The organism is Coprococcus sp. OM06-34AC, from assembly GCF_003462545.1.
In the GTDB taxonomy this organism is placed as follows: Bacteria; Bacillota; Clostridia; order Lachnospirales; family Lachnospiraceae; genus Coprococcus; species Coprococcus aceti.
On the sequence record NZ_QTZF01000004.1, the window covers coordinates 125,779 to 142,412 of the forward strand.

The 16,634-nt window shown below is 46.0% G+C and carries 12 protein-coding genes and 2 tRNA genes; 13 read left to right on the top strand and 1 reads right to left on the bottom strand.

Translation table 11 applies throughout. From position 1 onward, the window contains the following. Nucleotides 1-26: 26 nt before the first annotated feature. Nucleotides 27-98, top strand: a tRNA-Glu gene (locus DXB91_RS08335). 41 nt (nucleotides 99-139) lie between these two features. After that, nucleotides 140-211: transfer RNA gene (locus DXB91_RS08340), tRNA-Glu, on the top strand. Between the two features lie 66 nt (nucleotides 212-277). On the opposite strand, the gene DXB91_RS08345 is transcribed toward DXB91_RS08340, so the two are convergent. Next, on the bottom strand, nucleotides 278-1,510 hold the full coding sequence (locus tag DXB91_RS08345) for a peptidoglycan-binding domain-containing protein (protein ID WP_118017490.1): 1,233 nt from the start codon (nucleotides 1,508-1,510) through the stop codon (nucleotides 278-280). A 99-nt stretch (nucleotides 1,511-1,609) separates the two neighbouring features. On the opposite strand from DXB91_RS08345, the gene DXB91_RS08350 reads away from it, so the two are divergent. The 11 genes from DXB91_RS08350 (at nucleotide 1,610) to DXB91_RS08400 (ending at nucleotide 16,446) form a co-directional block, all read left to right on the top strand. Then, nucleotides 1,610-2,248 (top strand): precorrin-2 dehydrogenase/sirohydrochlorin ferrochelatase family protein, encoded by a 639-nt coding sequence (locus DXB91_RS08350; RefSeq protein WP_015534836.1) that lies wholly within the window; start codon nucleotides 1,610-1,612, stop codon nucleotides 2,246-2,248. Nucleotides 2,249-2,432: 184 nt separating this feature from the next. Next, nucleotides 2,433-2,855, top strand: a complete 423-nt coding sequence (gene rimP / locus DXB91_RS08355; protein WP_055144996.1) for a ribosome maturation factor RimP — start codon at nucleotides 2,433-2,435, stop codon at nucleotides 2,853-2,855. Nucleotides 2,856-2,867: 12 nt separating this feature from the next. Next, on the top strand, nucleotides 2,868-4,058 hold the full coding sequence (gene nusA, locus DXB91_RS08360; protein WP_117549056.1) for a transcription termination factor NusA: 1,191 nt from the start codon (nucleotides 2,868-2,870) through the stop codon (nucleotides 4,056-4,058). Between the two features lie 49 nt (nucleotides 4,059-4,107). Beyond that, the gene (gene rnpM, locus DXB91_RS08365; RefSeq protein ID WP_015534837.1) at nucleotides 4,108-4,377 is read left to right on the top strand and encodes an RNase P modulator RnpM; all 270 of its coding nucleotides are present in this window, start codon (nucleotides 4,108-4,110) and stop codon (nucleotides 4,375-4,377) included. Then, the gene (locus DXB91_RS08370; RefSeq protein WP_082418050.1) at nucleotides 4,361-4,690 is read left to right on the top strand and encodes a L7Ae/L30e/S12e/Gadd45 family ribosomal protein; all 330 of its coding nucleotides are present in this window, start codon (nucleotides 4,361-4,363) and stop codon (nucleotides 4,688-4,690) included. The genes rnpM and DXB91_RS08370 overlap by 17 nt, the downstream gene beginning before the upstream one ends. A 3-nt stretch (nucleotides 4,691-4,693) precedes the next feature. Further along, complete coding sequence (gene infB / locus DXB91_RS08375) at nucleotides 4,694-7,579, top strand: translation initiation factor IF-2 (protein ID WP_118017492.1); 2,886 nt, start codon at nucleotides 4,694-4,696, stop codon at nucleotides 7,577-7,579. An 8-nt stretch (nucleotides 7,580-7,587) separates the two neighbouring features. After that, the gene (gene rbfA, locus DXB91_RS08380; RefSeq protein ID WP_015534838.1) at nucleotides 7,588-8,001 is read left to right on the top strand and encodes a 30S ribosome-binding factor RbfA; all 414 of its coding nucleotides are present in this window, start codon (nucleotides 7,588-7,590) and stop codon (nucleotides 7,999-8,001) included. Nucleotides 8,002-8,034: 33 nt separating this feature from the next. Then, entirely contained in the window at nucleotides 8,035-8,982 is a 948-nt protein-coding gene (locus DXB91_RS08385; protein ID WP_118017494.1) for a DHH family phosphoesterase, read from the top strand. Nucleotides 8,983-9,066: 84 nt separating this feature from the next. Continuing rightward, complete coding sequence (gene truB, locus DXB91_RS08390) at nucleotides 9,067-9,969, top strand: tRNA pseudouridine(55) synthase TruB (RefSeq protein ID WP_118017496.1); 903 nt, start codon at nucleotides 9,067-9,069, stop codon at nucleotides 9,967-9,969. A 12-nt stretch (nucleotides 9,970-9,981) separates the two neighbouring features. Next, a complete protein-coding gene (locus tag DXB91_RS08395) occupies nucleotides 9,982-10,953 on the top strand; it encodes a bifunctional riboflavin kinase/FAD synthetase (RefSeq protein WP_118017498.1) in 972 nt (323 codons plus the stop codon). Between the two features lie 135 nt (nucleotides 10,954-11,088). Further along, on the top strand, nucleotides 11,089-16,446 hold the full coding sequence (locus DXB91_RS08400; protein ID WP_118017500.1) for a glycoside hydrolase family 9 protein: 5,358 nt from the start codon (nucleotides 11,089-11,091) through the stop codon (nucleotides 16,444-16,446). The last annotated feature ends 188 nt before the right edge of the window (nucleotides 16,447-16,634 follow it).

Below are 16,634 nucleotides of genomic sequence, written 5' to 3' on the forward strand. Positions count from 1 at the left end.
CGAAGCGGCAGGATACAAGCACTTATGGTTCGTTGGTCAAGCGGCTAAGACGTCGCCCTCTCACGGCGAAAACAGGGGTTCGATTCCCCTACGAACTGCTAAGAATCGAAAGATTCAATAATTAGATAACAAGACCTATGGTTCGTTGGTCAAGCGGCTAAGACGTCGCCCTCTCACGGCGAAAACAGGGGTTCGATTCCCCTACGAACTGCTAAAAGCTGAAATCATTATGATTTCAGTTTTTTTGTGTTTTCATGCCATAGTGTGTGAAGCGGTGCTACACATTCTCCGCAATCTTCGTAACTCCCACATATATCTGTGAAATTTTATACCACGTTTTATAGTCGGTGACTCCGGTAACCGGAAGATTGAATATCTGCTGGAACTTTCTCACAGCATCAGCGGTTTCCTGACCATATACGCCGTCGACGGTTACGGTACCGATGGCGGGATAGTTGAGTGCGATCCTGGCGAGCTGCCTCTGGAGCTGGGAGACCTTGTCGCCGCTTGAGCCGATGGTCAGCTCGTAGCCCGGATATGATGAAGGTATACCGGATATGGTCTCCGAGGTGTTGATGTATATTGTATCTCCGTAATAGTATCTGAGAATCTGGATGGCGGTGAGACCGTCGTCTGCCAGGGATTTTGACCCCCACTGGGTCATCCAGCCCGGACAGGATACACGTTTGCCATCGCAGTATTGGGTGAATAGTGGCTGTGTAACGTTGGGCTTTGAGAGATAGTTGGCGAACATCTCATCGACGATCTGGGAGACATTTTCAAATATGGTTGCATTGTAGACCCACTTCTGGTCGAACGCGGTATTGCTCGTGATAGTAAAGTCGTATCCTTTTCCCCTGTACCACTCGGTATAGACCCTATTAAGGGTAAATGACTGTATCGCCAGTACATTTGCACGGATGGCTGCATCAGGCCAGGTGGAATATATCTCGTTGCAGGCAACATTCTTTATGTAATCCTTATATGGAACATAGTAGTCCCTGGCGGTGGAGTCCGCCGGGGCGCCGTCATGGACAACTATGGTCTCAGGTACAACGACGCGGCTCAACACTATGCCGCCTGATGGATTCACCGGCTTTATCATGTCCTCGGCGATCTTGGGTGGATACTGCTTCCAGAGGGTGTGGGCGTCGAGAACGGTAGGGTTCGTATCGCTTCCATCGGATGGTGTCAGCTCTATGTTCTGGATCCCGTTCTCACCGGAGAATATCTGAACCCCGGAGATGAAGCGCTCGTTGTATCCGGGAGCGTTCACAAGCACGTTGTATTCCGAGTATGGCTGGTTTTCGCCAGGCTCCAGACTGTAGGCGACATCGGGGGCGGGAAGCTCTTCATCGATGACGATACCATTTTTATCGGTGACAAATTCCTCTGAGGTGGAATCGGGCATTCCCGTAGGGCTTATGTATACGGAAGCACCCTCGACGGGAAAGAAATTATTGTTCGTTATCTGAATTTTTAGTGAACCAACGTTATTTGTAATTGCCATTTCTTAATTCCTCATTTATAATTTGCTGTGAAAGTTTTTTAAGCAGCTTTCACAGTAAGTATATGACTAGATTTATAGAATATTCGGAGGAGATAAGATATGGCATACTTTCCAATGTACATCGATCTTGAGGGCAAGAAAGTAATAGTTGTAGGTGGAGGTAAGGCAGCACTTAGAAAGATCAATTCGCTGCTGTATTTCGGAGCGAAGATAGCGGTCATTGCGCCGAAGGTGTGCGATGATATAAAAGCGATAAAGGGGATAAATGTACATGAGAGCAACGTGGCACTTGACATACTGCAGAATGCAGACATTGTTGTGGCGGCAACCAGGCGCCCGGAGATCAATGCCAAGATAGGTACATATTGTAATGACAGGGGCATCATGGTAAATGTGGCTGATAACAAGGAGCTCAGCAGCTTCCTGTTTCCAGGCGTTATCGTCCGCGGAGATCTTGTGGTGGGAGTCACAACAGGCGGCAACAGCCAGGCGGTATCCAAGCAGATCAGGAATATGATAGACAGGATGCTTCCAGAGGAGTACGAGGCGCTCACAAGAAAGATGGGAGCGTACACAGAGCTTGCAAATGTCAACATCAAGAGCACGGCACTTAGGGAGGAAGCACTGGATGAACTCGTCAAGGTTGCACTGTCCAACAAATGCGTTCTTGACGACAAGAAGGCGAACAAGGTGCTTGACAAATATTACCGTGAGGACGCAGCCAGAAGAAACGCATAAATATTTGTTAATATTTGTACTTGAATTATTTGATAATTATGATACAATAAATGAGATTGTTATAGATTGCAGCATGAGAGTGGGCCTTGGCCCACTCTCAATTGTTGTGGGGATAATATTTTACAGAAAGGTGGTCGTATTTACGAAGAGAGCGGATATTGAAGCAAAGACGGAGGCACTTGTGATGCCGATCATTGAGGCGAACAATCTGGAGCTTGTTGATGTGGAGTACGTCAAGGAAGGCAGTGATTATTACCTCAGAGTGTATGCAGACAAGGAAGGTGGCATCACGATCGGTGATTGCGAGATAGTGAACAGAGCACTTGGAGACCTGCTTGACCAGGATGATTATATAGGAGATGCCTATATACTGGAGGTCAGCTCACCGGGGCTTACGAGACCACTGAAGAAAGAGAAGGATTTCAAGAGAAGCATAGGTAAGGTCGTGGAGATCAAGACATTTGCCAAGGTGAATGGTGCAAAGGAATTCGAGGGTGTGCTCAAGGCATATGATGAGAATACAGTTACCATTGAGCTTGAGGATGAGACAGAGATAACGATAACGAGAAAAGATATTTCCATGATACGATTAGCATTTATATATTAGGAGGATAAAAAGGTGTCAGAGATCATTGAAGCATTGAACCAGCTGGAGAAGGAGAGAAACATTAGCAAGGATGTTCTGCTTGAGGCTATAGAGAGATCACTCAAGACAGCCTGCAAGAAGGATTTCAATACAGACGAGAACATTACAGTTTCACTGGACAGAGAGACTGGTGAGTGCCATGTATATGCAGCCAAAGAGGTTGTTGAGGAAGTTGAGAATCCTGCATGCCAGATAACACTGGAGCAGGCCAAGATGATAAGCAGCAAGTACGAGATAGGTGATACAGTAAATATAGAGATCACAACTAAGAACTTTGGAAGAATCGCAGCCCAGCGTGCGAGAAATGTCATCGTTCAGGCGATCAACGAGAACGAGAGAGCAGCTATATACGATCACTTCCATATGAAGGAGAAGGATATCGTAACAGGAATCGTTCAGAGACAGGTTGGAGACAGCGTGAATGTGAGCCTTGATGACAAGACAGAGGCACTCTTAAAGCCATCAGAGATGATCGAGGGAGAGAGCTACGAGAGAGGCGACAGAATAAAGCTTTATATCACAGAGGTCAAGAAGACAAACAGAGGACCAAGGATCACTGTATCAAGAACTCATCCAGAGCTCGTCAAGAGACTTTTTGAGAAGGAAGTAACAGAGATCGCAGACGGAACAGTTGAGATCAAGAGCTTCTGCAGAGAGGCAGGATCAAGATCTAAGATCGCAGTATGGTCAAACGATGAGAACGTCGATGCAGTTGGAGCATGCGTAGGAATCAATGGTGACAGAGTAAATGCTGTCGTTGCAGATCTGAACGGTGAAAAGATCGACATCATTCCTTGGAGTGAGAACCCTGCTGAGTTTATTTACAATGCGCTCAGTCCTTCAGATGTTGAGGACGTATCCGTTGATCTTGATGAGAAGACAGCATTTGTCGTAGTACCTGATACACAGCTTTCACTTGCAATCGGTAAGAAGGGTCAGAATGCCCGCCTTGCAGCAAAGCTGACAGGATACAAGATCGATATCAAGAGCCATTCAAAGGCTGAGGAGATGGGTTACTTTGATGAGCAGCCAGAGGATGAGTACGATGAGAACTTTGATTCTTATAACGACGATGAATATTATGATGAAGTAAGCGAAGATAAAGATGCCGATGCTGCTTCATTTGACATAGATGAAACAGTAGACACAAACGACGAAGAGTAATCATTTGCATTGATGTAGTGGCACATGATAGAGAATAGGGAGTGATGAGATGGCAAAGAAGGTACCTCTGAGGCAATGCCTTGGATGCCGTGAGATGATGCCGAAGAGTGAGCTGATAAGGATAGTCCGAAGCAATGACGGGCAGTTCGCAGTTGATGCAACCGGCAAGCTCAACGGAAGAGGCGCTTATATATGCAAGAGATCCGAGTGCCTTAAGAAGGCGGTTGGAAGCAAAGCACTTGAGAAGGCTTTCAAGGTCAGCATACCTGCTGAGGTGTATGAACAATTAGACAAGGAGCTGCGTGACATTGAAGAATAACAAGATCTACTCGTTAATTTCTCTGTGTGCCAGAGCCAGAAGGCTGTGCAGTGGCAATTTCTCAGTAGAGAAAGCAGTTAAGAATCAGAGCGCGTACGTGGTCATTGTGGCGAAGGACGCTTCTGACAATACGAAGAAACTTTTCGACCAGAAATGTAATTATTATGGGATTCCTTATTATGAGTACGGGACAAAGGATGAGCTTGGCAAGTACAGTGGCAATGAGATGAGAACATCCATTGCGATACTTGACGAGGGATTCGGGAATCAGATCATAAAGTACATGAATGTAAATGAAAACATGGAGGTGTAACATTTGGCTAAAATCAGAGTACACGAATTATCAAAACAGTTAAACATTTCAAATAAAGATATCATAGATACCCTTGGCGCAAAGGGAATAGAAATCAAGAGTCATATGTCCAATCTGGACGATTCGATGGTTGGAATAATCAAGGCTAAGTTTGGAGCAAAGACTGCGCCAAAAGCCGAGGCTCCAAAGGCTGAGCCCCCAAAGCCTGCAGCACCAAAGCAGGAGGCTCCAAAGGCAGCGCCTAAGACAGAGCAGCCAAAGCCTGAGACAGCAAAGCCTGCTGCAGCGCCAAAGGCGGACGCGCAGAAGCAGAATCCTTCAAGGGATGACAATTCAGCAGCCAGACAGGGTTCTGGCAATCATGTAAGATTTGCCAGGGAGGACAGGAACGGCGGCAAGATGAATAACAACGGTAACAGAGTCAGATTTAACAACGACAGACAGGGCGGTTCAGACAGAGCCAGATTCAGCAACGACAGGAACCAGGGCGACAGAAATCAGGGTGACAGACCAAGATTCGGCAGAGATGGCCAGGGGGACAGAAATCAGAGTGACAGACCAAGAGGAGGCAGAGACGGTCAGGGCGACAGACCAAGGTTTAACAGAGATGGCGACAGAAACCAGGGTGACAGACCAAGATTTAACAGAGACGGCCAGAATGACAGACCAAGGTTTAACAGAGATGGTGATAGAAACCAGGGTGACAGACCAAGATTTAACAGGGACGGCCAGGGTGACAGACCAAGGTTTAACAGAGACGGAGACAGAAACCAGGGTGGCGGACGCTTCGGCAATGGAGATAGAAACCAGGGCGGAAGAGGCTTTAACAGAGATGGTGGCAACCGTTTCAGCAACCGTATCAATATGCCATTTGGCAAGGATGACGAGGATGACAGCCCAGCTCAGAAGAGAGCACCATTCAAGAGAGACCGCAAGGACTTCGATGCCAAGGAGATGCCAGGTAAGGATTTAAAGAGCCAGAACAGAGACAATTACAACAGAGATAAGAACAAGCCACGTAAGGGCAACAGAAGATCACCTGAGGAGGTCGAGGCTGATATCAGCAGACTTGCGAAGAATGTGAAGAACAAGCCACAGAAGAAGCAGCAGGCATCACAGGAGGATCCGGATGCAATCAGAACCATCACACTTCCTGAGGTTGTAACACTCAAGGAGCTGGCTGATGCGGTAAAGACTCCTGTAACAGCACTTATCAAGAAGCTGTTCCTCGCAGGTAAGATGGTCAATGTGAACTCAGAGCTTCCATTTGACGAGGCTTCAGAGATCGCACTTGAGTACAACTGTATAGCTGAGGAAGAGGAGAAGGTAGATGTGATCGAGGAACTCCTGAAGGAGGACGAAGAGGACGAGAAGGACATGGTTCCAAGACCTCCAGTAGTCTGCGTTATGGGACACGTTGATCACGGTAAGACATCACTCCTTGATGCGATCAGACAGACAAAGGTTACATCGGGCGAGGCTGGTGGAATCACACAGGCGATCGGTGCATCTGTTGTCGATGTAAATGGCCAGACTATCACATTCCTTGATACTCCTGGACATGAGGCGTTCACAGCGATGCGTATGCGTGGTGCACAGAGTACAGATATCGCTATCCTTGTTGTAGCTGCCGATGATGGTGTTATGCCACAAACAATCGAGGCTATCAACCATGCAAAGGCTGCCGGAATCGAGATCATAGTAGCGATCAACAAGATCGATAAGGAAAGTGCGAATATAGAGAGAGTTAAGCAGGAGCTCACAGAGTACGAGCTGATCCCAGAGGATTGGGGCGGTTCAACAATATTCTGCCCTGTATCTGCACATACTAAGGAAGGTATCGACAATCTCCTTGAGATGATCCTCCTCACAGCGGATGTGCTTGAACTTAAGGCAAATCCAAACAGAAAGGCAAGAGGTATCGTCATCGAGGCTGAGCTTGACAAGGGACGTGGACCTGTTGCAACAATGCTTGTACAGAAGGGAACACTCCACGTTGGAGATTACATCGCTGTAGGAGCGTCACATGGTAAGGTACGTGCCATGACCAACTCAAGAGGTGAGAGAGTTACAGAGGCTCTTCCATCAACACCTGTACAGATCCAGGGTCTCAACACAGTTCCTGACGCAGGTGAGATATTCATGGCAGTTGACAATGAGAAGGAAGCAAGAACCATATCAGAGACATATATCTCGCAGGGTAAGGAGAAGCTTCTTGCAGATACAAAGCAGAGAATGTCACTTGACGATCTGTACAGCCAGATCCAGGCCGGTAACCTCAAGGAACTCAAGATCATCATCAAGGCAGATGTACAGGGTTCAGTTGAGGCCGTTAAACAGAGCCTTTTAAAGCTCTCAAATGACGAGGTTGTCATCAAGTGTATACATGCAGGTGTAGGTGCTATCAACGAGTCAGATATAATTCTTGCGTCAGCATCAAATGCCATCGTAATTGGTTTCAATATCAGACCGGATGCGAGAGCAAAGGATATGGCTGACAGCGAGGGCGTAGATGTTCGTCTGTACAGAGTCATCTACAATGCAATAGAGGATATTGATTCAGCAATGAAGGGTATGCTTGATCCTATATATGAGGAGAAGGTCATCGGACACGCAGAGATCAGACAGACGTACAAGGCTTCTGGTATCGGTGTCATTGCCGGTTCATATGTTCTCGACGGAACAATCAACAGAAACTGCAGCGTAAGGATCACAAGAGAGGGCAATCTTATATTTGAAGGAAAGCTTGCTTCACTCAAGAGATTTAAGGATGACGTAAAGGAAGTTAAGTCAGGATTCGAATGTGGTATGGTATTTGAGAACTTCCAGGACGTTGCAGAGGAAGATCAGATAGAGGCATACGAGATGGTAGAGGTGCCTAGAAAGTAGTAATAGATATGAGAAAAAACAGTGTAAAGAATAACAGGATCAACGGTGAGGTCCAGAGAGAACTCAGCAGGATCATCAGCCGTGAGATCAAGGATCCAAGAATATCACCTATGACTTCGGTCGTTGATGTGGTTGTCACACCTGATCTCAAGTTCTGTAAGGCATATATCAGTGTCCTGGGTGACCAGGATGCTGTTGATTCCACATTTGCAGGGTTGAACAGCGCAATGGGATATATCAGAAGAGAGCTTGCTCATTCTGTAAATCTGCGCAATACACCGGAGATAACATTTATCATGGACCAGTCCATAGAGTATGGTGTCAGTATGTCCCACAAGATAGATGAGGCTCTCGGAAAGCATGGCGATGCTGACGAGAGTACAGATGAAAACTCAGAGAGTGAAGATGAGTTTGAAGAGTAGGATATAATATGAGAATTTAAAAGGAGGTATATCATGAACGATCTTATAAGGGAGATAGAGAACGCAGACAGCATAGCCATAACAGGACATATCAATCCTGATGGTGACTGTATAGGTTCAACACTTGGAATGTATAACTATATTACAAGCAATTACCCTGACAAGAGGGTTCAGGTATATCTTCAGGAATTCCCGGATGTGTTCATGTTCCTGAATGGTGCATCTACTGTAAAGCATGAGGCAGATGACGAGACCTATGATCTGTTTATGTCGCTTGACTGCGGAGATATGGACAGATTCACACCATTTGTCAGATATTATGAGACTGCGAAGAGAACCTTGTGTATAGACCACCATGTGTCCAATAAGGGTTTTGGAGATGTATGTTATGTGGAAAGTGGTGCGTGTTCTGCTGCGGAAGCCATATTCAAGCTCCTTGACGCTGATAAGATCAATCAGAAGTGTGCAGAGTGCCTGTATACCGGAATAGTCCACGATACGGGAGTGTTTAAGCACAGCAATACAACAAGGGCAGCCATGACTATAGCGGGAATTCTTATAGAGAAGGGGGCAAGACCAAGCTTTGTCATAGATGAAACCTTCTACAAGAAGACGCTCACACAGAATAAGCTTCTGGGCTATGCGCTTCTCAACATGAAGCAGTTTGCAGATGGAAAGATAACCCATACACTTCTGACAAAGGAGGACTTTGACAGATTTGGTGCCAGCAAGATGGATACGGATGGAATCGTGGATCAGCTCAGACTGACATCAGGTACTGAGGTTGCTTTCTTCATGTATCAGGCTGGTGAGGATAATTACAAGATATCCCTCAGGGCAAATGATATCGTGAACGTGAGTGAGATCGCGTGCAGTCACGGTGGTGGCGGCCATGTGAAGGCTGCGGGCTGCAATATGTCAGGTGATCCGGAAAAGATAGTTGCGGAGATAGTTGCGGATATAGAGAAACAGCTTGGCTGATAAATTGCAGAAAAGATGTGATCTGGAACAGGTACTGATACAGCGGACTGATGTAAAAGACTTTGGATTGGATTTGAAATAGTTATGATAGATGGATTTATCAATATATATAAGGAGCAGGGGTTCACGTCATTTGATGTGGTGGCAAAGCTCCGTGGTATATTAAAACAGAAAAAGATAGGTCATACCGGAACTCTCGATCCCATGGCGGAGGGAGTTCTTCTTGTGTGTCTGGGAAGTGCTACGAAGATGTGCGATCTGCTCACTGAGAAGAACAAGACATACACATGTACCATGCTTCTCGGAAAGACCAGCGACACCGAAGACGTGACAGGAGTCATGACAGACGTGACAGATGTATATCCTGATGAGAAGACAGTCAGGGCTGCGGTGATGAGTTTTGTAGGCGATTACATGCAGATCCCGCCTATGTATTCAGCCATCAAGGTAAATGGTAAGAAGCTCTATGAGCTGGCGAGAGCCGGACAGGTTATAGAGAGAGAGCCGAGACTGGTCACGATACATGGTATCACCATACAGTCGGTAGAACTTCCGAGGGTGACATTCGATGTGAGCTGTTCCAAGGGAACATATATCAGAAGCCTGTGCAGGGATATAGGAGAGAAGCTTGGCTGTGGTGCGGTGATGGAGAAGCTTGTCAGAACCGAGGTGAAGGGCTTTACTATAGAAGAAAGTCTGACGCTTGATGAGGTGGAGAAGGCAAGGGATGACGGGACACTCATGCAGCATGTGCTCACAACAGACAAGCTTATGCCGGATATTCCAGAACTCCATATATCAGCAAAGGGTGAGAAACTCCTTGCAAATGGCAATAAACTTTCTGCGGATTCATTTATGGAAGATCAGATATACAGGGACACATATGTCAAGGTGTACGATGAGAACGGGAGATTTGCGGCACTGTATGAATACAGTGATGAGAAGAGGCAGTATGTGCCATTTAAGATGTTTCCGGTGAGCAATTAAGGACAGACAGTTATGATTCATATAAAGGATACAAAGAAGATACAACTAAATAGCACAGAGCGCACGGCGGTTGCACTGGGAAAGTTTGATGGCATACACCAGGGGCATATGTTATTGATAGAACAGGTGCTCAAACTGCAGAAAAAAGGCTATATGGGTGTCGTGTTCACATTTGACATGAGGGAGAACCATGTGTTTGATGTAAGTAATATGAAGACCATATATACATCTGACGAGAAGGCACAGGTAGTAGCTGATACTGGAGTTGACGTCCTGGTTGAGTATCCGTTTGACGATGAATTTGCAGCCACAGAGCCGAAGGCTTTTATCAGGGATATACTGGTGGGTATGATGAGAGCCGGATATGTGGTGGTTGGAAGCGATTACAGATTCGGCAGAGACAGAAAGGGCGATGTGGATACCCTCAGAAGCTATGCGAACGAGTATGGATATAAGGTCATAGTCATAGACAAGCTGGAACAGGATGACGAGGTGGTCAGCTCAACTGTCATCAGGAAGAATATTTCTGAGGGAGATGTGAGGTCGGTCATTCCGATGCTCGGTAGACCGTACAGTATGACAGGTGAAGTGGTGTCCGGTAAACAGCTTGGAAGGACAATAGGAATACCGACTGCGAATATGCTGCCGGAGGAGCGCAAGCTGTACCCGCCGGCTGGTGTGTATGCTTCAAGGATCAGGATAATCCGGGGGAAGCATACGGGATATGAGGATCCTTTCAGAGTCTATATGGGAATCACCAACATAGGAGACAATCCTACAGTCAACGACAAAGGAAATATCACCATAGAGACGAATATCTTCGACTTTGACAGGAACATATATGGACAGGTCATCAAGGTGGAGCTTATCGAGCAGATCCGAGGTGAGAAGAAATTTGGAAGCCTGGATGAGCTCAAGGCCCAGATGACAAATGACATAGAGAATTCAAAGAGAATACTTGGAAACAAGGTGTTGGTAAAATAGCACAGAAAACATTGGTAATTATGCGGATAAATAATGACGGATTATTGGGTCGCATGAAGATGTTTTCTGTGCTATATTTTTAATAATAGGGTATTTTTTTCTGGTAGAAAAGGAAGTACAAGGAGGAAAAGGGAAATGAGAAAGAAAGCAGCGAGCAGGATCCTGGCATATGTTCTCACCTTATGCATGATCATCGGCAATATAACATGGCCGGAGATCACAGCTAAGGCAGAGAGCATCACAAAGGATCTGAAACCGGACACCGGCTGGAAGACGGTGACTGCGGCAACAGATGAGTGGAGTGATTATGGAAAGGCGGAGATCAGATTTTCGCCTTCATCAGATCTGGCATCCATGAAGGCTATTGCGGATGCGGGATACAAGACGCTTAAGATCACATATGCGGTTGACACATTTACCGCTGCAAGTGGACAGAATGCGGGAGTTATGCCATTTGCATCATATGGATCTTCCTGGTCGAATAATGACAAGTGGATAGATCTGTCCAAGAGCGGTCAGTTTGGGACCGTACTTGATCTGTCATCTATCAGCACAACCAGCACGGAGAAGGTGGCATTTGGAATACAGGTGGCGAACCTTCAGGCGGGCAGTACGATAAAGTTCAGAATTGTATCAGCGGTTCTTGCCGGAACAAAGAATAGTTCAGGCGGTTCAGGTTCAACAGGTGAGTCTGGCGGTTCGGGAGGCAGCGGACAAGGAAGTGCGGATCTTGATTCTATAGGAAACACAAGCTCAAGCGTAACTGCAAGCCTTGCCGATGGAGATGGAACAGCCAAGGGAGACGGCTACTACGAGACAGAGATAACGATAAATAACAAGAGCAATTCATACATAGCAGACTGGATAGCGGTGGCTGATGTGAATGGTTCAGTAACTGCAGTAAAGGATTACAGTAGCTGGTCAGCCCTCAAGGGTGTATTCAGTGATGGAAAGCTGTACATATATCCAAACACATCCAAGAAGTCAGGTGCAGTAAATGCCGGATCGAGCGTGAGTTATTCAAAGCTTGGCTACACAGGCACGGCAAATGGTGTGTCTATAACAGGTGTCAAGGTGTACTACAGCTCACAGTCAGGTGCATTTGACTCATTTATCGGTTCACTTTCATCATCATCTGGCGGAGCCGGGGACAACACAGGCGAGATCAATACGGATGTTGAGTACAACTATGCAAAGCTTCTTCAGGAGTCACTGTATCTTTATGATGCGAATATGTGCGGAAGTGATGTATCTGCAAAGAGTGAGTTTTCTTGGAGATCAAACTGCCATACTGAGGATGCAAAAACAACATATAATGGAAAGACTGTGGATGTCAGCGGTGGATACCATGATGCGGGAGATCATGCCAAGTTTGGTCTGCCACAGGCATATTCGGCTACAGTTCTAGGACTTGCGCACATGGAGTTTGCCGAGGCATTTGCGGATACTGCTACAGAGGCACACTATAAGAGGATCATGGACAGATTCGTTGATTATTTCGAGGGATGCACAGTCCTTGGAAGTGATGGCTCGGTTCAGGCTTTCTGTTATCAGGTCGGTGATGGAAATGTCGATCATGGATACTGGGGAGCTCCGGAAAAGCAGTCATCAAGAAGTGGACAGGCAACATTCACATCTGATTCGGATACGTGTACAGATATCGTTTCAGAGACAGCGGCGGCACTTGCGGCATATTATATAAATTACAAGGATAAGAAAGCGCTTTCCTATGCGGAGAAGCTTTTCACATATGCGGATACTAAGGCTAAGAAGAACAGCTCGGGTCCGGCATCAGGTTTCTATAACTCAGATTCATGGGAAGATGACTATGCCCTTGCGGCGGCTCTTCTGTACAAGGCTACAGGAAAATCAGCATATGCAACAAAATACAATAATGTATATGGTGGCAGAACAAATCCTAACTGGGCTCTTTGCTGGAATAACGTGGCTCAGGCGGCTCTGCTCTACAGTCCTAATTCATCCAAGAAGAGCGTGTTCGTGGAGAACCAGTCAGGACTTATAGCAAGCAAGACACAGTCAGGAGATAACAATTTCTGCCTGATAGACAGCTGGGGATCGGCGAGATATAACACTGCTCATCAGATGACAGGTCTTCTGTATGATACTATATATGGAAAGAATGATTATTCATCATGGGCAAATGGTCAGATGAAGTACATACTTGGCAACAATGCAGGTTCAAAGTGTTTTGTTGTCGGTTACAACAAGTATTCATCAAAGTACCCTCATCACAGAGCCTCAAGCGGATATCAGGGTTCTGTAACTGGAAATGCATATACAAAGCAGGCACATGTACTAGTCGGCGCTTTGGTTGGCGGTCCGGCGGGTTCGAGTACATCCTATGTAGATAGCTCAGAAGATTATAACCAGAACGAGGTTGCACTGGACTATAATGCAAGCCTTGTGGGTGCAGCAGCTGGACTTTATCTGTATGTAAAGAACAGCGGAACAGATGAGGAGAAGGCAGCACAGAAGGTAGTTCCAAAGAGCGAGGTGTCGTCAGAGCTTAGGACGATAAGCGGTGAATCAGGTGGAAATGTCACCACTGAGACTACAACAAAGACAACTACCACAGAGAAGGCAACAAAGAATCCTTCATCTGGATCCAGCACGGGTTCGACAGGATCAACAACAGGTTCATCAACAGAAAAGACTACAGAGTCTTCTACGGAAACTCAGGTTATACCAGTCAAAGGAATCACATTTGACCAAACGGCACTTACTATGAAGGTAGGTGAGAGTGGACAGATAAAAGCCACAGTCACACCAGCGGATGCGACAGACAGCTCACTCGTGTGGACAAGCTCTGACAGGACAAAGGTATCAGTTCAGAATGGCAAGATAACGGCACTTACAGCTGGAACGGCCACCATCACCGCAAAGGCAAAGGATGGTTCAGGAGTTAAGGCTGTGTGCAAAGTCAAGGTTCTTGAGCCGGGAAAACTGTCATGCGAAACTTCTGGAAAGGCATGGAATGCTCTTGTCTATGGATACGGGGATGTTTCTTCAGAACGCATAGGCTTAAGTAATTGTGGCGAGACTGAGCTGAGCGATGTGAAGGCGAGTCTCAAGACCGGAAGTAATTTCCAGATCACAGTATATCCTGCAGGTCAGATAGCAGCCGGACAGGAGACCTCTGTTGAGGTGAGACCTGTGACAGGCCTTGCTGCAGGAAGCTATAGCGATACACTTGTGATCACAACAGCAAATGGAACAGCGAATATACTTCTTAAAGCGAAAGTCGCAAAGTCTGAGAACACAGCTAGTGTGTCACTTGCCAAAAAGGCAGTTTCATCATTATCTGTAACAGTTGAGAGCTATGTATCAGGTACAAATACAGGAGTTGAATATGCAATATCTACAGTTCCTGTCGATGATGCGGATAGTCTCACATGGCAGGACGGCGCATATTTTGCAGGACGCAAGGCATTTACAAAGTATTATGTATATGGACGAATGAAGGCAACTTCAAATCTGAATGCCGGTGCAATGAGTAAGGCACTTGAGATTGTGACACTTGTGTCAGATCCATACACAATAGATGTTGGACGACTTGGCGACAGTGAATATGTTGGAGCTTTGGTAGATGGCAATGGCAATCCAACTGTAAGAGTGTCTGAGTCCGGTAAAAATATACTGGTTTCATTTACACAGAGCGGTGATTATACTGTGACGGGCGATGGCGCAGATGTGGCGGTTGATACCGGAAAAGCAGGCAGTATCACGATAGACAGTGCTGTGTTAAAGAAACTCACAGTAGATCCAGGCAATTCTGGAACATTCGTGATCAGTGTGCTTGGAAACAATATCGTCTCAGATGGAATCAAATGTATGGAGAATTCTGCGGGATCAGGTGTTGTGAAGATAAATGGAAATGGCGATTCATCAGTGATAGTCTCATCAACACCGGATGCTCCGGCGGTGAAGGCTGACGGAGATGTTGAGATATCAGGCATAAAGATAAAGTCTGAGGGCAAGGGCGTTGAATCAGCTGGCACAGTGAAGATATCCGGTGGCAGCAACAAGATAGAGGCAGTGTCGGAGGCCGTTGCAGCGAAGGATGTCGAGATGACAGGTGGCTTGCTTGATGCCACATCCACAGCTCTTGGCGAGGATGAGTCGGTTATATCAGCGGATAATTCTATAAAGCTTGTAGGCGGAAAGATCACAGCAGATGCATCAGGTTCAAGTACAGGTGGATCATTTGGTGTCAGATCAGACGATGGAAAGATCATAGTTGACGGAGATGCCGTTATAGGCGGAGATCCGACGTATTCAAAGGATCCTGTAGACAGCACGGGTGAGAGCATTGTTATGGTCAAGGTGACATTTGTCGATGAGAATGATGATCAGATCTGTGTATCGTCATTCAACAAGGGTTCAATACTTGATATCTCAAAGCTCGATATAACTACAAAAGATGGTGTAGCTTACTCAGCATCAAAGCCTGGGTACAGCCTGACATGGACCGACAATGCAGGTAAGACATATGTGGCCGATGCGTTGTATGGAGCCGTGGATGGAGATATTACACTGAAGGCTGTGTGGACATGGATAACGGTTGACATATCTAAGAGCGCAAAGGTAATTTATAAGGCGACACAGAAGGCATCCTACAAGGCTACATATACGGGAGCGAAGATAACTCCTGCAGTAGTGGTTAGTGTCGGAAATACCACACTTGTATCTGGCACAGATTACACAGTTACATATTCATCGAATATAAATGCCGGAACAGCCAAGGCGGTCGTAAAGGGCAAAGGAAAATACAAAGGCACGGTTACATTGACATTTGCCATTGCAAAGAGAGATATCAAAAAGGCAAAGGTGGCTGTGTCAGCAAAGGTTATGTATACAGGCAAGGCAGTAAAGCCAAATACCAAGGTGGTGTACGGCAAGACCAAGCTCACATTGAATAAGAATTACAAGATAACATGCTATTCTAATAAGAACTTCGGCAAGGCAAAGGTAGTCATAACCGGAATTGGCAACTATGGTGGAAGTGTGGTGAGATACTTCAATATAGTTACAAAGGCCGGAAAGGTATACACATACGGAAACTACAGATATAAGATAACAAATGCATCCACAAGCGGCAGGGGAACAGTAACTCTTGTGTCGGTTGTCAAGAAGACAACTTCTGTTACTGTGCCGGATGCGATAAAGCTTGGCGGAAAGACATTCAAGGTCACTGCCATAGGAGGCAGAGCATTCAAGGGTAATACAAAGCTTGCAAAGGTTGTTATAAGCAAGAATGTAAAGACCATAGGTTCAAAGGCATTTTACGGATGTAAGAACCTCAAGGCACTTGTGGTGAGAAACACAGCCATGACCACAAAGACGGTAGGAGCTGCTGCCTTTACAGGAACATACGCAAAGATGACCGTAAAAGTACCGGCATCAAAGCTTGCTTACTATAAGAAACTTCTGGTAGCAAGGGGTGTGTCTAAGAAAGCGGTTATCAAAAAGTAAGATATATTCAATAAAATAATTTCTTTATAGACATTTCAGAAAGATCCAGACATGACGTATAAGTTGTGCCTGGATCTTTTTTCTATAGGTAGAGATGGGGGACGGAGGTGCTTAACATAAAACAGGCAAAGAGTTTGCTGAATGGTATTGCCTAATATTTTGCTTTGAATGGTTTACAAAATGATTTG